Raw genomic sequence first — 23,038 nt, forward strand, 5'->3', positions numbered from 1 at the left:
GTTATACTTGCCTGCATTCATGGCCCCAACCGGAACACTCGTATGGACTATCAGCTCGACATCAACTGGCCCGACTTTATTCAGCGCTACTGGCAAAAACGCCCAGTGGTGCTCAAACGTGGTTTTAAAAACTTTATTGATCCTATTTCTCCTGATGAGCTTGCTGGTCTGGCAATGGAAAACGAGGTGGATAGTCGCCTTGTCAGCCATCACAACGGCAAATGGCAGGTCAGCCACGGTCCGTTCGAAAGCTATGATCATTTAGGCGAAAGTAACTGGTCTCTGCTGGTTCAGGCCGTCAACCACTGGCATGAACCCTCTGCTGCGCTGATGCGCCCGTTCCGTTTTCTGCCTGACTGGCGCATCGACGATCTGATGATCTCCTTCGCCGTACCTGGCGGTGGCGTGGGTCCCCACTTCGATCAGTATGATGTGTTTATCATTCAGGGCACCGGTCGTCGTCGCTGGCGTGTGGGCGAGAAAGTGCCGATGAAACAGCACTGTCCGCATCCCGATTTGCTGCAGGTTGAGCCTTTCGACGCCATCATCGACGAAGAGATGGAACCCGGCGATATTCTTTATATTCCGCCAGGATTCCCGCATGAAGGGTATTCGCTGGAAAATGCCATCAACTACTCGGTTGGCTTCCGCGCGCCCAACGGCCGTGAATTGATCAGTGGTTTTGCCGACTTTATGTTGGCGCATGAGTTAGGCAGCTATCGCTTCAGCGATCCGGATGTGCCCTCACGTGATTGCCCGTCGCAGATCCTGCCTTCCGAAGTAGAGGGCATTCGCCAGGTGATGCTGGATGTGATCAATCAGCCGGAACAGTTTGAACAGTGGTTTGGTGAGTTCATTTCCCAGTCACGCCACGAGCTGGATATCGCGCCACCTGAACCGCCGTACCAACCTGACGAGATTTATGATGCGTTGCAGCAAGGCGATGCGCTGACGCGTCTCGGTGGGCTGCGCGTGCTGACCCTCGGCGATGGCGTGTTTGTGAATGGCGAACGCGTGGCATGCAGCCATCCTGAAGTGCTGGCTGCACTGGCGCATAATCAGGTGCTGACGCTGGAAGATTTTGGCGATGCGCTGGATGATCCTTCTCTGCTGGCGCAGCTTGCCGCGCTGGTGAATAGCGGGTATTGGTTTTTTGGTGAGTAATAGATAGCTTGCCATGGCACTGATTGTAGCGGCGCGATTCATCGTGCATTTTGGCAACGGCACTGCTGTTGAATGCGCAATAAATTGCGCCGCTACAGAACGTGCTGAGGAAAGACCAAGTGCGCACAAATGCGCACACTACGTAAACCCCGCACGTTCGTCGTAGGGTTGCCATTTATGGCGACCACAAAGCGTTTAAGTGACCCGTGTTGCGCCATCCATGGCGTCCGCCAAGGGCTTAAAGGACAAGCGTTACTGCGGTGCAGGCCTATTTACTACTCTTTCTTTTCTGCTGCCAGCGCCGACAAGCGCACAATCACGTCTACTGCTTGCGACATCACATTCAATGATGCGAACTCGTGTTTACCGTGATAGTTATATCCGCCAGTGAACAGATTCGGGCACGGCAGTCCTTTCCATGACAGTGCTGAACCATCGGTTCCTCCGCGAATCGGCTTCACCACTGGTTCGATGCCGCAATCACGAATCGCCTGCAGTGCCAGCTCAATAATTTGCGGATGCGGTTCCACCTTCTCGCGCATGTTGCGATAGCTGTCGCTGATTTCCACTTTCACGCCGCACTCATTCGGCAAACCTTTGCTGATACGTTGCCCGATCTCTTCCATCATTTTTTTGCGCTGCTCATAGCTGTCGGCGTCAAAATCACGGATCAGATACATCAACTCAGCGTGTTCCACCGTTCCCTTAATGGTGTGCAGGTGGAAGAAGCCTTCGTAGCCATCGGTGAACTGCGGTTTTTCTTTGGCAGGCAATTCCGCATGGAAACGCATCGCCAGGTCCAGAGAGTTGACCATCACGTTTTTCGCGCTGCCGGGATGCACATTGTTGCCGGTGATTTTCACCATCACGGTGGCGGCATTGAAGTTTTCAAACTCAAATTCACCGAGGTCACTGCCATCCACGGTGTAGGCCCAATCGGCGGCAAAACCTTCCACATCAAAATGCGAGGTTCCGCGTCCAATTTCTTCATCGGGGGTGAACGCCACGCGGATCGCGCCGTGGGGAATATCCCCTTTCGCCAGACGCGCCATGGCCGTCATGATTTCAGCGATGCCGGCTTTGTCATCCGCCCCAAGCAATGTCTTGCCATCGGTGGTAATCAGCGTATGACCAATCAGCTTATGCAGGATGGGGAACATCACCGGTGATAAAATCTCATCGCCATTGCCCAGCGCAATGTCACCACCACGGTAATTTTCGATAATCTGCGGATTGACGTTTTTAGCGGTAAAGTCCGGTGAGGTATCCATATGCGAGATAAAACCAATCACCGGGGTCGGCCAGTCAACATTGGCGGGCAACGTACCCATCACGCAACAATGATCGCTCAGGGAGACATCGACGAATCCCAGTGCAATCAGCTCTTCTTGTAACTGGCGCGCCAGCGTCCACTGCCCTTCACTGCTGGGTACCTGTCGCGCCTGCGGTTTTGACTGAGTTTCTACTGCCACATAACTGAGAAAACGCTCAAGTAATTGATCCATTTGTCATCCCTCTAAAGAACCTGCGTTATTATCATGGCGCTTGAAGCCCGCCATGTTGCGTCAAATCATTATCCCTTAGGTTAGCGTTCTCAGCGCGAATTGCTTAACCGGATACAGCCTACTTATAAAGTCCGCGTAAAAAGGTATGCACAAACTCCGGCACCACTTCGCTGGCCAAGCCGTAGTGGCTTTCCGCGAACTCATTGCCGACCTGGCTCGGTTCCAGATTGAGTTCAACGGTGTGAGCACCTTGCAGTTTTGCTTCATGCACAAAACCGGCCGCCGGATAGACATGGCCAGAGGTGCCAATTGCGATAAACAGATTCGCTTTCTCTATTGCCTGATAAATCTCTTCCATGCCCAATGGCATTTCACCAAACCACACCACATGTGGGCGCAGCCTCGCCGGAAACTGGCAACAGGTGCAGCGATCGTCTGGCGTGACATCTTCAGTCCAGTCCAACACCTGACCGCTGCTCTCACAGCGCACTTTTAGTAGCTCGCCATGCATATGCAGCACGCGTTGGCTGCCCGCACGCTCGTGCAGGTTATCGATGTTTTGCGTCACCAGCAGGAAGTTATCACCTAGCACCTGCTCCATCTCTGCCAGCGCTTTGTGAGCGGCATTCGGCTGGATCTCTGGCAGCTGCAATTGACGGCGGCGCGAATTGTAAAACCCTTGCACCAAGGCCGGATCGCGATGAAACCCTTCGGGTGTTGCCACATCTTCCACCCGATGCTCTTCCCAGAGTCCGTCAGCGGCACGGAATGTGCGAATCCCGGATTCGGCGGAGATGCCCGCTCCCGTCAGCACCACCACGCGCGGTTGCGGATGCGCAGCCAGTTCAGCTTTGCGATCGCGTTCAAAGATGCGCTGGCGAAAGCGCTGATGCACTTTGCGGCGGTTTTTCTTGTCGCGGGCGAGTCGTAGGCGTCGGCGCGGTATGCGCATAAAGGCTCCTTAATCTGCGGCGGTTAACGCTGCACGTCGGGTGTTTTGTTCGGGTTAATGGTTCCCGATAATAGCGGCTACGCATGACGGCTGCATGCCACTGATGCTGAAAATGTGCGCAGCCGCGAGGGCGGCTGCGTTTATCGCTTTACTGACCACTGAGTACGCGTGCAGGATCGATACGGCTGGCACGTCGTGCCGGATACCAACTGGCGATCAAACTGAGCACAATCGCCGTCACCAGCACCGAAATCACGTCAAGCCAGTGCAGTTCAGAGGGCAGGAAATCAATGAAGTAGATATCCCCGGCCAGTAACTGGTGTCCGGTCAGATGCTCCAGGCCGCGGATAATCGGCGTGAGATTGATTGCCACCAGCACCCCGACTACTACACCGCTAATGCTGCCGAGCAGCCCAGCCAGTAAGCCATACCAGATAAAGATAGCGCGGATCAGCCCATCTTTAGCACCCAAGGTACGCAGCACCGCAATATCACTGCTCTTATCTTTGACGGCCATCACCAGCGTCGAGACGATGTTGAAACAGGCCACACCAATCACCAGCACCATCGCCAGATACATGATGGCGCGGATCATCTGGATATCGCGGTACATGTAGCCATAAGTGCCGATCCAGCTTTTGATGTAGACATCAGAGTGCGTCACTTCACCGGCATCGCGCACCAGTTTCTGTGCCTGGAACGGATCGCTCATTTTCAGTGCAATCCCGCTGACGCTGTCGCCCATGTCCAGATACTTCTGCGCATCAACTATGGGAACCAGTGCCAGGCTGTGATCGAGCATGCCGCTAAGCTGGAGAATGCCTGAAACCTGCAAGCGAATACGCTTCGGCTGCAGCAGCTTGTTCTCACCGTCGTTGTTGGGGATCATGATGGTGATCCAGTCGCCCTGCTTCACGTTCAGCGATTTCGCAATGCCGCCACCGAGAATGATTTGCTGTTTACCCGCGGCGAACTGTTGCCAGGCATCACCGTCCACAAAGCTTGGCAGCGCACTGAGGCGCGACTCCTGCTGCGGATCAACGCCCTTCACCTGCAGCGCCTGCATCTTCGCCCCGCTTTCGATCAAACCGGTAAAGTTGACGTACGGTGCCGCCGCCGCAATGCCTGGGACTTTTTCAATCGGCGCGATCATCGGCTGCCAGTTGCGGAATGGCTGATTCACGGGCTCGATCTCCCCGTGCGGCACCACGGCCAGAATGCGTTTGTTCAGTTCGCGTTCGAAACCGTTCATGGCACTCAGGCCGATGATCAATACCGCCACGCCTAATGCAATGCCAATAGTAGAGATGATGGAGATCAGCGAGACCATGCCACCACGTCGCCGACCGCGGCTAAACCGCAGTCCAAGCAACAGGGATAATGATGAAGCCATTAGATCGCTCCCAACGTCAGTTGGTCGTTCAACTGACCGTCTCGCATCTCCATCTGGCGGCTGAGACGCTTAGCCAGGTTGAGATCGTGCGTTACCACTAAAAATGCCGTGCCCTGCTGGACGTTGAGTTCGCCAAGCAGTTCAAAAATTGCATCCGCATTGCGCGCATCGAGGTTGCCTGTCGGCTCATCGGCCATTACCAGACGCGGACGATTCACCAGCGCACGCGCAATCGCCACACGCTGACGTTCCCCGCCTGATAGCTCAGATGGACGGTGCGCGGCACGTTTTTCCAGCCCTACTGCCGCCAGCATTTCACGCGCGCGTGAGGCGGCTTCATCTTTACCGGTTTTGCCAATCAGCAGTGGCATCGCCACATTTTCCAGCGCGCTGAAATCAGGCAGCAGATGATGGAACTGATAAATAAAGCCCAGCTCGCGGTTGCGCAGTTCAGCTTTGGCAGAAGAAGACATGGCGTTCAGTGACTTGCCATCAAACACCACATCACCTGAGGTTGGCGCATCCAGGCCACCCAGCAGATGCAGTAAGGTACTTTTACCCGAACCCGAACTGCCAACGATGGCGGTCAGTTCACCTGGCTGCAGGCTAAAAGCCACATTGCGCAGCACATCGGTCTGCACGCTGCCTTCCTGATAGCGTTTGCACAGGTCACGACACTGCAACAAAGGGGTATTACTCATAACGTAAAGCCTCAGCGGGTTGTACGGCGGCAGCGCGCCATGACGGATAAAGGGTAGAGAGCAGCGCCACGATCATAGAGACCAGCGCAATGGTAACCACCTGCCAGACATTGATGTCCACCGGCAGCGCGGCGCCGTCCAGGAACAGGCCAATGACCGGCATTAAATTGTTAAGCTGGCTGGCGAGCAACACCCCCAGCAGCGTGCCGAGTAAGGTACCGATAATGCCCGCACTGGCACCCTGCACCATAAACACCGCCACAATCTGCCGACGGGTTAAGCCTTGGGTTTGCAGAATCGCCACTTCGCCCTGCTTTTCCATGATCAACAGGCCGAGCGAGGTGATGATATTAAACGCGGCCACCGCAATGATCAGACTCAGCAGCAACCCCATCATATTTTTCTCCATGCGTACCGCCTGGAAAAGATCACCCTTACGCTCGCGCCAGTCTTTCATTGTTAGCCCATCGGGCAAATGCTGTTCACTGAACGCATCAATGTTCAGCGGCTTTTCCAGCCATAAACGCCAGCCCGTAATGTTACCCAGCGGATAGCGCATCACGCGTGAGGCGTCCTGCTGGTTAACCAGAATCTGGTAGCCATCCACCTCACTGTTGGCCGCATAGGTCCCGGCAACGGTAAAGATTCGCTGGCTTGGCAGACGCCCTACTGGCGTGAACTGACTGACTGAAGGCACCATCAAACGCAGTTGGTCGCCGCGTTTCACCGCCAACTGCGACGCCAGTTGTTCACCGATGATGACGTTATATTGGCCGGGTTGCAGCACGCTCTGCTGGGTATTGACGAGATACGGCGTCAGCGGGTCCTGTTCGTCAGGGTTGATGCCCAGCATCACGCCGACAGAAACATTGCGCGCACTTTGCAACACCACATCCGCGGTGGTGAGCGGCGCCATGCGCGTCACACCTTGCAATTCAAGGTCCTGCGCAGGGATCTGCTGCGGATTGATGCTGCCTTTATCGCTGGTCACCAGCGCTTGCGGCATCAGGCCGAGGATATTGCCCTCCAGCTCACGCTCGAAGCCGTTCATCACTGACAATACCGTGACCAGCGCCAGCACGCCGAGCGTGATGCCGATGGTCGAAAGCCAGGAGACAAAGCGACCAAAGCGGTCTGAGGCTCGTCCACGCATGTAGCGCAAACCGATGAATAACGCGACTGGTTGATACATGAGATCCGTCTTGGCAGTTGCCTGAAAATAAGTAGTGGGATGATAAAGGAGCCGTCTGCTTTATGAAACCTCTAACCCTCTGAGTCTGCGGCAAAGTTACGTCTAAATACGTCACGATCTGCGTCAATGCATAAAATTTCGACAAAATAATGATACTTATTGTGCGTTTATTAGACATCACCTGGCGTAGACTGCTTTAAAAGAAGTAGTTTTTACAACCGGCACCGCAGCCAGCCCAAAGATTTCGTGCTGTGGCAAGGCGGCAAGTCTGCTAATCCCCAGGAGCTTACATTAGTAAGTGACTGGGGTTAGTAGGCGCAGCCAACGCCGCCACGGTGCGAAAGATTTCGTGCGGTGGCAAGGCGGCAAGCCTGTGAATCCCCAGGAGCTCACATCAGTAAGTGACTGGGGTTAGCAGGCGCAGCCAACGCCGCCACGGTGCGAAAGATGCCGGGCGAAAAGGAGTACACCCATGTTCAGATTTCCGAAGGGCAGTATCGTTAAACACAAATCGGGAGAAATCAGAGGCGAGATCGTTAACGTCTTTGAACAGGGAGATGCGCCAACCGGCTATTACGTGAAGTGGGACGACGGCAATCACAGCTACCATCTGGAGAAAGAGCTGTCATGGGCCAATATCGATCGTCCGCGCATGCACTATACACAGCAATCCAGTAAGTGACTGGGGTTCGCAGGCGCGGCCACAGCGCGAAGTATGAAGGGCGATGAGAAATAGCACCGCGACAGATGATCCTCAAGGCAGATTGTGGAATGATGACGCCCTGGAATCCAAGGAGAGAATGTCGAGTCCTTATGTCGGAACAGCGTCGTTATACCCTGCCTGCGAAAGCGGGCGATCATCGTCAGCTCGGCGAACTGATTGGCGCCGCGCAAGCGGTGGAGTGCGCCAGCATCACTGAACGTCATCCCGGTCCGGTGTTGATGATTACCCCGGATATGCAGTCTGCCCTGCGTTTGCAGGAGGAGATTCGCCAGTTCACCGATCTGCCGGTCACTAACCTCGCCGACTGGGAAACGCTGCCCTATGACAGCTTTTCCCCGCACCAGGACATTATCTCTGCCCGTCTCTCCACCTTATACCAACTGCCCAATTTAACGCGCGGCATGCTGATTATGCCGGTTAACACGCTGATGCAGCGCGTTTGCCCGCACAGCTTCCTGCACGGCCATGCGCTGGTAATGAAACAGGGGCAAAAACTGTCGCGCGATGCACTGCGTGACCAGCTGGAGCAAGCGGGTTACCGCCATGTCGATCAGGTGATGGAACACGGTGAATATGCCACGCGTGGTGCGCTGCTGGACCTCTATCCGATGGGCAGCGATCAGCCTTATCGCATTGATTTCTTTGATGACGAAATCGACAGTCTGCGTCTGTTTGACGTTGACAGCCAGCGCACGCTGGAAGCGGTTGATGCCATCAATTTGCTGCCCGCCCATGAATTTCCGACCGATAAAACCGCCATCGAGCTGTTCCGCACCCGCTGGCGTGAAATTTTTGACGTGCGCCGCGAGCCGGAACACGTCTATCAGCAGGTGAGCAAAGGCACCTTGCCTGCGGGCATCGAATACTGGCAGCCGCTGTTCTTTGAGCAGGAACTGCCCACGCTGTTTAGCTATCTACCCGCTAACACGCTAGTGCTAAACAGCGGCGATCTGCACGGCAGCGCCGATCGGTTCTGGCAAGATGCCAATGCCCGTTATGAAAATCGCCGTATCGATCCGATGCGTCCGCTGCTGGAACCCGCCAGCCTGTGGCTGCGCCCGGACGCTCTGCTGGGTGAACTGAAAGCCTGGCCGCGCATGCAGTTAAGCAATGAGACGCTGCCAGAGAAAGCCGCCAACACCAACCTGGGCTATCAGCCCCTGCCCGAACTGGCGGTGCAAGCACAGGCTAAAGCCCCGCTTGATCTTCTGCGCCAGTTTATCGAGCAGTTCGATGGGCAGATTATCTTCTCAGTGGAGAGCGAAGGACGCCGTGAAAGCCTGCAAGAGCTGCTGGCACGTATCAAGCTTCGCCCACAGCCGATCGAGCACTTTGATCAGGCGAGTCAACACCCCCACAGTTTGATGATCGGTGCCAGCGAGCGCGGCTTCATCGACAGCACCCGTCACCGTGCACTGATTTGCGAAAGTGATTTACTGGGTGAACGCGTCAGTCGCCGCCGCCAGGATAATCGTCGCACCATCAACCCTGATGTGCTGATCCGTAACCTGGCTGAGCTGCATCCCGGCCAGCCAGTGGTGCATCTGGAACATGGCGTGGGACGTTATATCGGCCTGACCACGCTGGAAGCCGGCGGCATTGTTGCCGAGTACCTGATGCTCTCCTATGCAGGTGATGCCAAGCTCTACGTGCCGGTTTCCTCACTGCACCTGATTAGCCGTTACGCCGGCGGTGCGGATGAAAATGCCCCCTTACACAAACTCGGCAGTGATGCCTGGTCCCGCGCGCGGCAGAAAGCCGCCGAGAAAGTGCGTGATGTCGCGGCAGAATTGCTGGATATCTACGCCCAGCGCGCCGCCAAAACCGGCTTCGCCTTCAAACATGACCGCGACCAGTATCAGCTGTTCTGCGAAGGTTTCCCGTTTGAAACCACGCCGGATCAAGGCCAGGCCATCAATGCCGTGCTGAGTGACATGTGCCAACCGCTGGCGATGGATCGTCTGGTGTGTGGTGACGTAGGTTTCGGTAAAACCGAAGTGGCAATGCGTGCCGCTTTCCTCGCCGTTGAGAATGCCAAACAAATCGCGGTGCTGGTGCCGACCACCCTGCTGGCGCAGCAGCACTACGACAACTTCCGCGATCGTTTTGCCAACTGGCCGGTACGTATCGAAATGCTTTCACGCTTCCGCAGCGCCAAAGAGCAGAGTCAGGTGCTGGAGCAGGCGCGCGAAGGCAAAGTGGATATTTTGATCGGCACACATAAGTTGCTGTCCAGCGATCTGAAATGGCACGACCTTGGTCTGCTAATTGTCGATGAGGAGCACCGCTTTGGGGTGCGACACAAAGAGCGGATTAAAGCGATGCGTGCCGATGTGGACATCCTGACGCTCACCGCCACGCCGATTCCACGTACCCTGAATATGGCAATGAGCGGTATGCGCGATCTGTCGATTATCGCCACCCCGCCAGCCCGCCGACTGGCGGTTAAAACCTTTGTTCGCGAATACGATAGTTTGGTGGTGCGTGAAGCGATCCTGCGTGAGATTTTACGCGGCGGTCAGGTTTACTACCTGTATAACGATGTCGAGAACATCGAAAAAGCCGCGCAGCGCCTGGCGGATCTGGTACCGGAAGCACGTATTGCCATTGGTCACGGCCAAATGCGCGAACGCGACCTGGAACGGGTGATGAACGATTTCCACCACCAGCGTTTTAACGTGCTGGTGTGTACTACCATCATCGAAACCGGTATCGACGTACCCAGCGCCAACACCATTATCATTGAGCGTGCCGATCACTTTGGCCTGGCGCAGTTGCATCAGTTGCGTGGCCGTGTGGGGCGTTCGCACCATCAGGCCTACGCCTGGTTACTCACGCCGCATCCTAAAGCGATGACCACCGATGCGCAGAAACGTCTGGAGGCCATCGCCTCGCTGGAAGATTTGGGTGCGGGCTTTGCGCTGGCAACACACGATCTGGAGATCCGCGGTGCTGGTGAATTGCTGGGTGAAGATCAAAGCGGCCAGATGGAAACCATTGGCTTCACGCTGTACATGGAATTGCTGGAGAACGCTGTGGATGCGCTAAAAGCCGGGCGTGAACCTTCACTTGAAGATCTCACCAGCAATCAGACGGAAATCGAACTGCGCATGCCCGCTCTGCTGCCAGATGATTTTATCCCGGATGTGAATACGCGTTTGTCACTGTATAAGCGCGTGGCTTCGGCCAGCGATGCGCAAGAGTTGGCGGAACTGAAAGTGGAGATGATTGACCGATTTGGTAAGTTGCCTGATGCGGCGCGAAATCTGCTGGATGTCGCAGGGCTGCGCCTGGAGGCGCGTGAGCTGGGCATCCGCAAAATTGAAGCCAGTGAAAAAGGTGGCTTCTTCGAGTTCGCACCACAGAACCATGTCGATCCAGGCTGGCTGATCGGCCTGCTGCAAAAAGATCCCAAGCAGTGGAAGCTGGATGGCCCAACCCGCTTGAAGTTCACGCGTGATTTAGAAGAACGCAAAGTGCGCATGGAGTGGGTACAGAGCTTTATTGGCGAGTTGGCGAAGAACCGGGTTTAGTGTGATAAAAAAAGCGCCTTACGGCGCTTTTTTCGTTACTGCTGCTGTGATGTGTCTTTGCCCAATTAGGCCTGATTCGAATTCAGGATCAGCTGACCATTACGGTCGAGCGGAATGCGGGTGCCAGGGTCATTTTCCATGCGGATTTTGCCCTGCTGGTCGCCTATTTTATAGGTCACATCATAACCCAGCATTTTTTCCTGCTTGTCGTAGACGGTTTTGCAACGCTGTTCATTGGTGGTGTAAGTGTCACGATCCTGCAATGCACCCTGCACCTGATTACCACCGTAACCGCCTGCCAACGCGCCCGCTACCGTCGCGACATCGCGCCCACGACCGCCACCGAACTGGTGACCGAGCACACCGCCCGCCACGGCACCCAGTACCGAACCGGCGATGCGGTTCTCATCCTGTACCGGACGACGATGCGTTAACGTCACATTGCGACACTCCTGTCGCGGTTGTTTAATACTCTCTTTGATCGGCGTTGCCGAGAGAACCTGAGCATACTGCGGGCCACGATCAAAGACATCCATGCTGGCGACGGCGGCCACACCTAATGCGGCTGCCACGCCGATACCGATACCCGCTAACATTGATTTATTCACAGGAATGTCCTCCTGAAGGTTGTTACCGCGCAATCCTGCCGCTACCGAATCCTGTGTAGCCGAGGCATAAACGGCGTGCGCGCCGCGCCGTGTTTGTGGATATAAGTTTTACAGATGGTCCGTAATTGCAACATCAGATTAATGGAGGAAACGAGGCGGAAACCGGTCAGGGCCAGTTTTTCAGAGAGTTCTGAGAGCAGCTGAAATACCGCCGTAACCTTAAGCTGAACTGTCTTTTTTCAGTGGGTTACGGCAGGAGTAAGGCTTGAGGCGGTATTGCACCGCCCCGAAATCATTAGTGTAGCTTGAGGCGCGGGCGCAGCACGCGGTTCAGGCTACCCACCAGCATCATCAGGCCGGTTTTGAAATATCCGTGGAGCGCAATCTGGTGCATACGATATAGAGAGATGTAGACAAAACGCGCAATGCGCCCTTCTACCATCATCGAACCGCGCATCAGGTTACCCATCAGGCTGCCAACGGTACTGAAGCGGGACAGCGACACCAGTGAACCGTGATCTTTATAGACATAGGCTTTCAGCGCGTTGCCTTTACGCTGCGCCAGGATGTTCTCCAGCGCGCGTGAAGCCATCTGATGGGCAGACTGCGCGCGTGGAGGAACAAAACCGCCAGTTGGCAATGCGCATGAAGCACAATCACCAATCGCGTAGATATCATCATCCAGCGTGGTTTGCAGCGTGTCCTTCACCACCAGTTGGTTGATACGGTTGGTTTCCAGTCCGCCAATGTCCTTCATAAAGTCCGGCGCTTTGATCCCTGCCGCCCACACCATCAAATCCGCGTTGATGAACTCTCCACCTTTGGTGTTCAGCCCCTCTTCAGTGGCGCTGGTGACCATGGTTTGCGTCAACACACGCACGCCAAGCTTGGTCAGTTCCTGATGTGCCGCCGCAGAAATGCGGGGTGGCAACGCGGGCAGAATGCGCTCACCGGCTTCGACCAGCGTAACATTCAGCGCGGAGCTATCCAGACCTTTATAACCGTAGCTGTGCAACTGTTTGACTGCATTGTACAGCTCAGCCGACAGCTCAACGCCCGTGGCACCGCCGCCGACAATGGCAATATTGACCTTTTCCAGGCTGCCTTCACTGGCGGAGAAGCGCAGGAACAGGTTGAGCATTTCATTATGGAAACGACGGGCCTGATGCGGGTTATCAAGGAAGATGCAGTGGTCTTTCACGCCCGGCGTACCGAAGTCATTGGACGTACTGCCCAGCGCCATCACCAGACGGTCATAGGCCAGCTCACGCTGCGGCACCAGCAACTCACCGTTAGTATCGCGGATCTCTGCCAGTTCAATGGTTTTGGTTTCACGATTGATTTGCGTCAGCGATCCCAGCTGGAACTGGAAACCGTGGTTACGCGCGTGCGCCAGGTAACTCAGCGCATCGATACCTTCGTCCATCGAACCCGTCGCTACTTCATGTAACAACGGCTTCCACAGATGACTGTGATTGCGATCGACGAGAATGATCTCGGCTTTCTTTTTGCGGCCAAGCTTATGACCGAGCTGTGTTGCCAGCTCTAAGCCACCAGCACCACCGCCAATAATGACGATTTTTTCCATAGATGTAGTCAACAAAGACCCCCTCAAAGTTGTAAACCAATAGTTAATTAATGGTTACTAAAAACCTTAATAAACATAGGGTTGGCGACGTTAAATCGCGAGCTGAGGGCAGAATATCACGGCGCAATCGTCAGATCATAAGAAAATTGATGTACATCAATCTTTCAGCTGCATTATCAGAATGTTAAACATTCTGTGCGCCGCATCACACGGCGCGTTTTCGCTCAGGCAAGGGATTTGAAGGCTTTGATGCGGTGCAAATGAGGGGAAATATTCTTAAATTTATGGCTGGCGTCTTCGTCCCAGACAATCTCATAAAACGGATGTAACAGCGCAGCACTGCGTTGATTGTCCAGCGCCTCATCATGGCGTGAAAGGATTGTCAGGCAACGGTCACGGTTCTTTTCACGAAAATCGTTGACGCACTTAGTGGCGATATCGAGATACTCTTCCGGGCGATCGATCTTGCCTTCCATGTTCTCAAACGGGAACAGGTTGGGGTTAAACATCACCTGCCGCATGCCACAGAGAAAGCCAATACGCTCGGCCCAGTAACCGCCCAAGCCTACACCGCAAATCAACGGGTGCGCATCGCCTGCTTGCTGCAGCAGCTTGTCACTCTCTTTCAGCAAAAACTGCATGTCGTGTTTCGGGTGAAGCGTGCTGTAACTGATTAGCCTGACATCCGGGTCAATAAACTGCAGTTGCAGCACCTTTTCATGGTTGCCCGGACTACTGGAATCAAAACCGTGCAGATAGATGATCATGATTATCCTCAGCGTGGAATGAAATCCGGGCAGCGGCGCTTATCTGCCCGACGCTTTATGCTCCAGCCAGCGGTCCTGCAATGCGCTGAGCTGGTGGTGGTTCTGCTTCCAGCGTTCACTGGCTAACAGAGTCTGACGGGTGTATCGACCTTGATGGTATAACTGCGTCACACGCTCCGCCTGGATCGGCGTCAAGTTATCTAACACACTCACCGCGCCGGCACGTTGGTTGCACACCAGGATCATGTCGCATCCGGCATTGAGGGACTGCTGGGCGCGCTCGGCGTAGCTGCCCATCACCGCGGCGCCTTCCATTGACAGATCGTCAGAGAAAATTATCCCGTTGAAACCCAGCTCTTTGCGCAATACCGTTTGCAGCCAATAGGGTGAGCCGCTGGCGGGTAAAGGATCTACCTCAGTATAGATAACGTGGGCAGGCATCACCGCATCCAGTAACTGCTCATCAATCAACTGCTTGAAGATGGCCATATCGTGCTGACGCAGCGTGGCGGCATCACGGGGATCGCGCGGGGTTTCTTTATGTGAATCAGCACTCACCGCACCGTGCCCAGGGAAGTGCTTACCGGTGGTTTTCATTCCCGCTTCGTGCATGCCATTGATAAATCGGCGTGCGATTTGCAGTGCAATTGCCGGATCTTCATGGAATGAACGGTCACCAATCGCCGCGCTAATGTGACCGATATCCAGCACCGGCGCAAAGCTGATGTCGATGTCCATCGCAATCATCTCGGCCGCCATCTGCCAACCCGCCTGCTGCGCCACTTCACCGGCGGTAGCCATATCGTGCAGGGCCGCAAAAGATTGCATGGCGGGTAGCTTGGTGAAACCTTCGCGGAAACGTTGTACGCGCCCGCCTTCCTGATCCACTGCTACCACCAGACGATTGCGTGAAGCCGCACGAATCTGGCGCACCAGTTCAGCTAACTGTTCGACATCGTGAAAATTGCGGGCAAACAGAATCAGCCCGCCCACCAGCGGATGTTGCAAGATCTCGCGCTCTTCTGCATCGAGTTCATAGCCTTCGACATCCAACATCAGCGGGCCGGGGGTATTCATGGTCATGTTGACAATCCTGAGTTAAAGATGCTGCCAGCTGGATCGGGCCAGCTGCTGCAAAGTGTGATCATGGCTCTGCTCGGCGCGCAGTTGATACCAGCTCGCCATCAGCAGTTGCAGCCATGGCTGCCAGCGGCGCATCTGACGCGCCAGCACCTGTTCGTCAAGCTGACTGTGTTGCGCATATCCGGCAATCCAGTCCGCCTCATGTTCTCCATCGACCGCGCACAGCGCGGCGAGTTCCAGCGCCACATCGCCGTCGGCGGCGTACTCCCAGTCAATCAGGCGCAGGCCACCGTGCGTCGCCACCAGATTACCGGCGTGGATATCCATATGCAGCGGCGCGAGGCGTAACGGCTGCGGTTCGCCCTGTTTGATTAAGTGTTGCAACTGGTGCTGCCAGCGCCAGTGGCGTTGCTGACACAGTTGCCAGTAACGCTGTAGCAGGGGCGCGAGACGCAGACGATAGCCAGTCAGCGGTTGCTGATGCAGGCGATGTATCAGTGCCAACACAGCTGGACGCTGTTGATTGAATTGCGTCGGGGTTAACACTTCCCCTGGTAACCAGCTTTGTAAAAGCCAGGGTTCACGCCAGCTAAGTGGCGCTGGCCCTAACTGCGTATGGCGCATCTTGTGCAGTATGCGATATTCACGCTGACGATCGACAAACGGAATCGGTTGTAACGGAGAACGGCGCGCCAGCAACTCGCCCTGCTCTGTTTGCACATGCACGCTGTTGCCACTGAGTCCCGGCAGCGCGAAAAAATGACCGGCAGCTTGCGCCGTCGGCCATTGTTGCTGAAGCAGTTGTTGCAACTGGGGATCAGGGTTGTGCAATACCATTGCCTGACCAGATGATTTCACCGGTCTGCACCAGCATCAGCTGCATTTGCAGTGTTGGAGACTTCACATCGCCCTGCGCATTGCTGTAAAGCACGTACTGAGCGTTAACGTTACGCGCCAGGCCAATCGCTTTGCTGCGCGAATTCAAACTGTCATCCGCTGACAGGCCGAGTGCCTGCTTGGCCTGCGCCAACTGATCTGGGGTGACTAAGGTGAATTTGCCATTGTTTGCCAGTGCGCTTTGAATCGCGTCAGTGGCTTTATCACTCTGCAACGCGCCGTTTGTACTGTTTTTAATGCGATCCACCAGCAGCACGCTGCCAGGATTAACGCCTGCTGACTGCACCATATTCGCCACTAACGGCTGCACGCTGGCACTCCAGTTTATGGTTTTCAGTTTTGGCGGCTGCGGCACGTTTTCCGGCGGTGGCACCGGCGGCGTTGGCGGCTGCTCGGGTTGCGTTGGGGTAGTCGGCTGGGTCGGTTCAACCGGCGCCGGGGTTTGCTGTTTCACCACACAACCGGTGAGCATCAGCGCAAATAACAGCGCGCTGGAACGTTTTACACTGCGAATCACAGGTTACTCCTCAGAGAAAGAGATACAGACGCACCTTGCTGGCGGTCAAATTACCGATTTGCGAGACAACTTCAGTGCTGCCATGCGCGGGAACGGTCTGGGTTTGTGCCGGTTCTTCAGGCGTTATCTCAAGGCCTTTATCGTCATACCAGTAGAAACGATAGTGCACGGTCACCGGTGTTTCACGCTGATTATAGAGCACACTTGACGCACGCTGCTGGCCGTCACGGCTTGCAAGCGTGGGCTCATCGGTGATGATACCCGCAGACAACACGGAAGACTCCATCACCAGCGATTGCGAGGTATTGATCATCGGTTTGTTACTGCTGCAACCCGCCAGGGTCAGTAACAGCATGCCACACAGCCATTGACGCATCACAAGGTCCGCCTGAGGTTAGATGGCCAGCATCGGGCCCAGCGGCTGTCCGCCAACCAGGTGCATATGGATGTGGTAAACCTCTTGGCCGCCATGACGGTTGCAGTTCATGATCAGACGGTAGCCATCTTCGGCAATCCCTTCATCCTTCGCGATTTTCGCCGCTACCGTGATCATGCGGCCCAGCGCATGTTCGTGCGCCTCTTGCACGTCATTAGCGGTGGGGATCAATACGTTAGGAATGATCAGAATATGCGTCGGCGCTTTGGGCGCGATATCGCGGAAGGCAGTGACCAGTTCGTCCTGATAAACCACGTCGGCGGGGATTTCGCGACGGATGATTTTACTGAAAATCGTTTCTTCAGCCATGGTGCATTTCCTTAAGCCTTAAGTTCAGTCCGCCAGTATGCGTGAGGAATTCTGTTTCTTACAACCTCAGGACCACTTTTCTTGCATTGAATGACTGTCTTTGCACCATTTTTTCTTTTGGTTTAACCGCTGTGCGGCACCTCGCATTTCTGCATCGCCAATCAATACAAAAATGAAACGCTGTTTTATAAATTAGAAATATCGCGTCGATTTCTTTGTGTTTTTGCCACTATCCCGCCAACCCTTGCCAAATGACGAAGGTTTGCCGGGTCACAGCGCTCTACTTTCTATCCAATCCGGGCAAGCAGTACGGAGTAATGAGGGATGTGCAATCCGTCGATTTCAAGGAGAACCTGCCATGCAGTCTCGTAAGATTGGTCTGGGCCATTATCTGGCTTACGGTTCCGGGGATTTCCTCGGAGCAGGCACCACGGCGCTCACTGCCGCCTGGTTGCTCTATTTTTACACCACCTTCTGCGGACTTTCGCCGATAGAAGCCACCTTCATTTTTGCTGCCGCCCGCGTACTGGATGCGCTGGTCAGCCCCTTGATGGGCTTCCTCACCGACAACTTCGGTTCCACCTGGCTGGGTAAACGCTTTGGCCGCCGCAAATTTTTCATTCTGCTCGGCATCCCCTGCGTGTTCAGTTATAGCCTGATGTGGATTAGTGACATGAGTTTCTGGTGGTATCTGCTGACCTATCTGCTGTTCGATGTGGTCTACACCATGATTCTGGTGCCCTATGAAACGCTGGTACCGGAAATGACCGATGACTTTAAGCAGAAAACCCGATTTTCCGGTGCGCGTATTGCTCTCGCACAACTCTCCTCGATTCTCGCCGCCTTTTTACCCGGCGTGCTGATTGGCTGGTTTGGCAAAGAGAACCCGGTCTCCTTCTTCTATGCCAGTCTGGTCTTCTCGGTGATCTGCGCCCTGGTGTTGACGCTGGTATGGCGTTTCACCTGGGAACGTGCACCCGAAGATTTCTCCGCTGAGTCGCGTCGGGCGGAGGAGCAAAAGTCGCAGTTGTCGTTGCTGCAAAGCCTAAAGCGCTTGTATGTCGAACTGGCCTCCACGTTGCGCATTCGCATCTTCCGCCAGCACCTTGGCATGTATCTGGGCGGCTACATCGCGCAGGACGTGTTTAATGCGGTGTTCACCTGGTACGTGGTGTTTGTGCTGATGCAGAGCGCGCAGATCGCATCTAATCTGATGGGCACCATGGCGGTACTGCAGTTTATTGCCGTGATGGCGATGATTCCGCTGTGTATCCGCATTGGACCTGCCCCGGCCTATCGCATGGTGGTGGTGCTGTTCGGCCTCAGCGCCCTCTCTTACGCCGGGCTTTGGTACACCGGCATGAATGATAACCTTGCGCTACTGGTACTGATTTCCGCCTTAGCCGGTCTGGGCCGCGGCGGCATCAACTACGTTCCGTGGAATACCTATACCTACATTGCGGATGTCGATGAGGTGATCACTGGACAGCGCCGCGAGGGGATTTTCGCCGGCATCATGACCTTGACTCGCAAAGCCTCGCAAGCCGGTGCCGTCATGATGGTGGGTATTGTGCTGCAGTTAGCCGGATTTACTTCCGGGAAAGCGGAGCAGGCCCCAGCCGTAGGCCATACCATCCTGTTCATTCTCAGCGTCGGTACGCTGTGTGTGCTGACCTGCGGCTTTATCGTGTCATTGCGCTTCAAACTGAACCTGCACACCCACACGGTTTTACGCCAGGAAACGGTGAAAATGCGCGCGGCTGGACGCGTCGTGCCGGAACAGATTACACCGCAAGCGCGCACCATCGTCGAAACGCTGGCGGGCATGCCGTATGAAAATTTGTGGGGCAATAACAATGTGGGCTATCTCAATCGCCACAAGTCTGCTGCACCGCCGCTCCCCACGCACCGTAGCCCTTTGCAACCTCTCCCTACCCTGATTAACGATAGGAATGAACCATGACCGTATTTCCTGTAAAGCACAGTGCTTTGCTGCGCCAACCTGAGTTTTTGTTACCGCGCAGCGAACTGGTGCAGCTAATCCATAAGTTGACCGACAATCTAGTGAATATCACCGATCACAGCGGCGAGTTTTTACTGCGACTGGATGATGGCCGCGTGATAGACACCAAAGGCTGGGCCGGTTGGGAGTGGACGCACGGTATCGGCCTTTACGGCATGCTGCACTTCACCCAGCAAACCGGCGATAAGGCTACGCTGAAAATAATCGATGACTGGTTTGATGCCCGACTGGCGGAAGGCACCCCCACCAAAAACGTCAATACCATGTGCCCCTTCCTGACGCTGGCTTATCGCTACCAGGAGACCGGGAATGCCGCCTGGCGTCCGGTGCTGGAGCGCTGGGCCGAATGGGTAATGTATGAAATGCCGCGCACCGAACAGGGTGGCTTGCAGCATATCGTTTATAACAATGAGAATACCCAGCAGTTGTGGGATGACACGCTGATGATGAGCGTGATGGCGCTGGCGAAGATAGGACAGCTGCTTGATCGCCCTGAATTTGTCGAGGAAGCCAGTTATCAGTTCCTGATTCACACGCAATATTTGATGGATCGCCAAACTGGCCTGTGGTTCCACGGTTGGACGTTTGAGGGTCGCCACAATTTCGCCAACGCCCGTTGGGCGCGAGGAAACAGCTGGTTAACCATCGTGATTCCTGACTTCCTCGAGATGATGGACTGGCCTGAGCATCACGCCACGCGCCGTTTCCTGCAGCAGGTGCTGGCCAGTCAGGTGAAGGCATTGGCGGAATGCCAGCATAGCAGTGGGTTATGGCACACCTTGCTCGACGATCCACAAAGCTATCCAGAGGCGTCAGCGACCGCGGGATTTGCCTACGGCATTCTCAAAGCCGTTCGTAAGCGCTACTTACCCGAGGAGTATCGCCCGATAGCAGAAAAGGCGCTGCGTGGCGTGATTGCCAACATCGATGAACAAGGGGAGTTGAAACAGGTGTCGTTTGGTACCGCGATGGGCAGCGATCTGGACTACTATCGCCAGGTGCCCCTGACCTCAATGCCTTATGGTCAGGCCATGGCGCTGTTGTGTCTGACGGAGTATTTGCGGGTTTATCTCTGAATGTGTTGGGGGCAGCCATCTGGCCGCCCCCCTATCTCAATCCGTTACATATTACGGATATAGTCATCCATTTCGGTTTTCAGGTTATCGGATTTGGTCCCGAATATCGCCTGAACACCGGAACCGGCCACCACCACGCCGCGTGCGCCGAGGGTTTTCAGTTCTGCCTGATCAACCTTCGCCACATCCGCCACGCTCACACGCAGACGGGTAATACAGGCATCAAGGTTGGTAATGTTTTCTTTACCACCGAAGGCTGTCACCAGTTTGCCCGCCATTTCGCTGCCGGTTGCGCTGCTCTGTTCCATTGCCGTGTCCTCACGTCCAGGTGTTTTCAGGTTCAGTTTCACAATCAATACACGGAAAACGGTGTAGTAAATCAGGCCATAAATGATACCCACGATCGGGAACAGCCAGATTTTGCTGCTGTTACCGCTCAACACCACGAAGTCGATCAAGCCGTGTGAGAAACTGGTGCCGTCACGCATGCCCAGCAGAATACAGATTGGGAACGCCAGGCCAGCCAGAATCGCGTGGATCACGTACAGAATCGGCGCGACGAACATGAACGAGAACTCGATCGGTTCGGTAATACCGGTCAGGAACGAGGTCAGCGCAGCGGAGATCATGATGCCGCCCACTTTGGCGCGGTTCTCTGGTTTAGCCGAGTGCCAGATAGCAATCGCTGCAGCCGGTAAGCCATACATTTTAAACAGGAAGCCGCCAGAGAGTTTACCCGCGGTTGGATCGCCCGCCATGTAGCGCGGAATATCACCGTGGAACACCTGACCTGCTGCGTTAGTGAACTCACCAATCTGCATCTGGAATGGAACGTTCCAGATATGGTGCAGACCAAACGGCACCAGCGAACGCTCCACCACACCGTAGATACCAAACGCCACAACCGGGTTCTGATAGGCAGCCCATTGTGAGAAGTCCTGAATCGCCGTACCAATAGGTGGCCAGATAAAGGAGAGCACAATACCGGTGAAAATCGCGGTCAGACCCGAAATGATCGGCACAAAGCGTTTACCGGCGAAGAAGCCGAGATACTCAGGCAGTTTGATACGGTAGAAACGGTTGAACATGTAGGCGGCAATCGAACCCGCAATAATGCCCCCGAGCACCCCAGTATCCGCCAGGTGCTTGGCATCAATCTCCGCTGCAGGCAAATGCAACACCAACGGCGCAACCACCGCCATGGTTTTCACCATGATGCCGTAAGCCACCACGGACGCGAGTGCCGAAACACCGTCGTTGTTGGTAAAGCCGAGCGCCACACCAATCGCGAAGATCAACGGCATATTGGCGAACACGGAACCACCCGCTTCTGCCATGACATGGGAAACCACCGCTGGCAACCAGCTGAAGTTTGCCGAACCAACACCTAGCAAAATACCGGCAATCGGCAGAACCGATACCGGCAACATCAGCGATTTACCTACTTTCTGCAGGTTCGCAAATGCGTTCTTGAACATAGAAACTCCTGAGTATGAGTGCGTTTTTTGCGCAGTGCGCATGGTAAAGGGGGAGGATCCTTTACCGGGGTGACGCTGGGCGTCTTTTGATTTATTACGAAGGGTAAAATAAATAGCGAATTGTTACTTTGACGGCTATCACGTTTCGCTGATGAAATTTTATTGCTTTCAGTCATTTCTTACTGACCTGCATGAATAAGCAGCAATAAAACACTGCCTGCACCGCATTAAACGCGGTACAAGACAGCAATAAGGAATTAATTCATGGTTCGAAATAAAACGAATTAGCCGCCGAGACGGCTCATTGGGACGTGGAACAGGCGGGAAAAGTTCTCGGTGGTTGCTGCAGCCAGGGTTTCAATGTCTACCCCTTTCAGCACCGCCATATAATCGGCGACATCACGGGTAAAGGCGGGCTGATTCTCTTTTCCGCGATGCGGTACTGGCGCCAGATACGGAGAATCGGTTTCCACCAGCATCCGGTCCAGCGGCACATAGCGCGCGGCATCACGAATTTGCTCTGCGTTGCGGAAAGTCAAAATACCGGAGAAGGAGATATAGAAGCCCATATCCAGCAATTTCGCGGCGGTGGCTTGATCCTCGGTGAAGCAATGCAACACACCACCACACTTTTCAACCTGCTCTTCACGCAGGATCGCCAGCGTATCTTCACGCGCATCGCGGGTATGAACGATGATCGGTTTGTTCAGCGCAATACCGGTACGGATATGCTCGCGGAAGGAGGCTTGCTGCTGCGCTTTGGTTTCCTGCTGGTAAAAGTAATCCAGTCCCGTTTCACCCAGCGCGATCACCTGCTCTTCTGCGGCTAAGCGACGAAATTCGTCAACATCATAAGGCGTTTCCTGATTGAGTGGATGGACGCCGCACGCGAGCGCGATATTTTCACGGTCCCCCACCAGCTGTTTGATTTTGTAGTAATCCGGCAGCGTGGTGGCAATGGCCAGCATGAACTTCACATCACGGGCCGCCGCTTTGGCGATCACATCGTCCAAATCGCGGTGCTGTTTTTCATAATCAAGACCATCAAGATGGCAGTGCGAATCAACAATAAACATACTTCTCTCTTTTTTA

Annotated in this window: 20 protein-coding genes; 5 read left to right on the forward strand and 15 right to left on the reverse strand. The window is 54.8% G+C overall.

Translation table 11 applies throughout. The features are described 5' to 3' along the window. The first annotated feature begins 42 nt into the window (after positions 1-42). Positions 43-1,164 (forward strand): ribosomal protein uL16 3-hydroxylase, encoded by a 1,122-nt coding sequence (locus ACPUC8_RS04235; protein WP_039330653.1) that lies wholly within the window; start codon positions 43-45, stop codon positions 1,162-1,164. A gap of 275 nt (positions 1,165-1,439) precedes the next feature. Here the strand turns inward: ACPUC8_RS04235 and pepT are convergent, their stop codons facing one another. From pepT to lolC, 5 genes are all read right to left on the reverse strand, one after another. Further along, entirely contained in the window at positions 1,440-2,669 is a 1,230-nt protein-coding gene (gene pepT / locus ACPUC8_RS04240; RefSeq protein WP_039330654.1) for a peptidase T, read from the reverse strand. A 118-nt stretch (positions 2,670-2,787) separates the two neighbouring features. Further along, positions 2,788-3,621 carry a Sir2 family NAD+-dependent deacetylase gene (gene cobB, locus ACPUC8_RS04245; protein WP_039330656.1) on the reverse strand — a complete coding sequence of 278 codons (834 nt, stop codon included), beginning with the start codon at positions 3,619-3,621 and terminating at the stop codon, positions 2,788-2,790. 148 nt (positions 3,622-3,769) lie between these two features. Then, a complete protein-coding gene (lolE, locus tag ACPUC8_RS04250) occupies positions 3,770-5,014 on the reverse strand; it encodes a lipoprotein-releasing ABC transporter permease subunit LolE (protein WP_494925627.1) in 1,245 nt (414 codons plus the stop codon). After that, positions 5,014-5,715 carry a lipoprotein-releasing ABC transporter ATP-binding protein LolD gene (gene lolD / locus ACPUC8_RS04255; protein ID WP_039330660.1) on the reverse strand — a complete coding sequence of 234 codons (702 nt, stop codon included), beginning with the start codon at positions 5,713-5,715 and terminating at the stop codon, positions 5,014-5,016. The genes lolE and lolD overlap by 1 nt, the downstream gene beginning before the upstream one ends. Then, positions 5,708-6,907, reverse strand: coding sequence for a lipoprotein-releasing ABC transporter permease subunit LolC (gene lolC, locus ACPUC8_RS04260; protein ID WP_039330662.1), 1,200 nt, complete (start codon positions 6,905-6,907; stop codon positions 5,708-5,710). The genes lolD and lolC overlap by 8 nt, the downstream gene beginning before the upstream one ends. Positions 6,908-7,379: 472 nt before the next feature. Between lolC and ACPUC8_RS04265 the strand changes: the two genes are divergently transcribed. Together ACPUC8_RS04265 and mfd are read left to right on the forward strand one after the other, a co-directional pair. Next, a complete protein-coding gene (locus ACPUC8_RS04265) occupies positions 7,380-7,589 on the forward strand; it encodes a hypothetical protein (protein WP_494925628.1) in 210 nt (69 codons plus the stop codon). Positions 7,590-7,720: 131 nt separating this feature from the next. After that, a complete protein-coding gene (mfd, locus tag ACPUC8_RS04270; RefSeq protein ID WP_059109800.1) occupies positions 7,721-11,164 on the forward strand; it encodes a transcription-repair coupling factor in 3,444 nt (1,147 codons plus the stop codon). Between the two features lie 65 nt (positions 11,165-11,229). Here the strand turns inward: mfd and ACPUC8_RS04275 are convergent, their stop codons facing one another. The 8 genes from ACPUC8_RS04275 to hinT all read right to left on the reverse strand — a co-directional run bounded on the left by ACPUC8_RS04275 (position 11,230) and on the right by hinT (position 17,369). Further along, a complete protein-coding gene (locus ACPUC8_RS04275) occupies positions 11,230-11,772 on the reverse strand; it encodes a glycine zipper 2TM domain-containing protein (protein WP_034822117.1) in 543 nt (180 codons plus the stop codon). Positions 11,773-12,067: 295 nt separating this feature from the next. Further along, a complete protein-coding gene (locus ACPUC8_RS04280) occupies positions 12,068-13,372 on the reverse strand; it encodes an NAD(P)/FAD-dependent oxidoreductase (RefSeq protein WP_494925629.1) in 1,305 nt (434 codons plus the stop codon). 212 nt (positions 13,373-13,584) lie between these two features. Next, entirely contained in the window at positions 13,585-14,127 is a 543-nt protein-coding gene (gene ycfP, locus ACPUC8_RS04285; RefSeq protein ID WP_039333701.1) for an alpha/beta hydrolase YcfP, read from the reverse strand. 39 nt (positions 14,128-14,166) lie between these two features. After that, positions 14,167-15,210, reverse strand: a complete 1,044-nt coding sequence (nagZ, locus tag ACPUC8_RS04290; RefSeq protein ID WP_494925630.1) for a beta-N-acetylhexosaminidase — start codon at positions 15,208-15,210, stop codon at positions 14,167-14,169. 15 nt (positions 15,211-15,225) lie between these two features. Continuing rightward, positions 15,226-16,041, reverse strand: a complete 816-nt coding sequence (gene thiK / locus ACPUC8_RS04295; RefSeq protein WP_494925711.1) for a thiamine kinase — start codon at positions 16,039-16,041, stop codon at positions 15,226-15,228. Then, positions 16,028-16,624, reverse strand: a complete 597-nt coding sequence (gene lpoB, locus ACPUC8_RS04300) for a penicillin-binding protein activator LpoB (RefSeq protein ID WP_039333697.1) — start codon at positions 16,622-16,624, stop codon at positions 16,028-16,030. The genes thiK and lpoB overlap by 14 nt, the downstream gene beginning before the upstream one ends. Before the next feature lie 10 nt (positions 16,625-16,634). Continuing rightward, positions 16,635-17,000, reverse strand: coding sequence for a YcfL family putative periplasmic lipoprotein (locus ACPUC8_RS04305; protein ID WP_039333696.1), 366 nt, complete (start codon positions 16,998-17,000; stop codon positions 16,635-16,637). An 18-nt stretch (positions 17,001-17,018) separates the two neighbouring features. Beyond that, on the reverse strand, positions 17,019-17,369 hold the full coding sequence (gene hinT / locus ACPUC8_RS04310; RefSeq protein WP_039333694.1) for a purine nucleoside phosphoramidase: 351 nt from the start codon (positions 17,367-17,369) through the stop codon (positions 17,019-17,021). A gap of 358 nt (positions 17,370-17,727) precedes the next feature. On the opposite strand from hinT, the gene ACPUC8_RS04315 reads away from it, so the two are divergent. Both ACPUC8_RS04315 and bglB read left to right on the forward strand, forming a co-directional pair. Then, on the forward strand, positions 17,728-19,332 hold the full coding sequence (locus ACPUC8_RS04315) for an MFS transporter (protein WP_494925631.1): 1,605 nt from the start codon (positions 17,728-17,730) through the stop codon (positions 19,330-19,332). Continuing rightward, positions 19,329-20,468 carry a beta-galactosidase BglB gene (gene bglB, locus ACPUC8_RS04320; RefSeq protein WP_494925632.1) on the forward strand — a complete coding sequence of 380 codons (1,140 nt, stop codon included), beginning with the start codon at positions 19,329-19,331 and terminating at the stop codon, positions 20,466-20,468. The genes ACPUC8_RS04315 and bglB overlap by 4 nt, the downstream gene beginning before the upstream one ends. A 44-nt stretch (positions 20,469-20,512) precedes the next feature. Here bglB and ptsG read toward each other — a convergent pair whose 3' ends face one another. Both ptsG and ACPUC8_RS04330 read right to left on the reverse strand, forming a co-directional pair. Continuing rightward, entirely contained in the window at positions 20,513-21,946 is a 1,434-nt protein-coding gene (ptsG, locus tag ACPUC8_RS04325) for a PTS glucose transporter subunit IIBC (RefSeq protein WP_058973578.1), read from the reverse strand. A gap of 284 nt (positions 21,947-22,230) precedes the next feature. Beyond that, positions 22,231-23,022, reverse strand: coding sequence for a metal-dependent hydrolase (locus tag ACPUC8_RS04330; RefSeq protein WP_494925633.1), 792 nt, complete (start codon positions 23,020-23,022; stop codon positions 22,231-22,233). Positions 23,023-23,038 lie beyond the last annotated feature (16 nt).

This window comes from Pantoea sp. CFCC18177 (genome assembly GCF_059412425.1).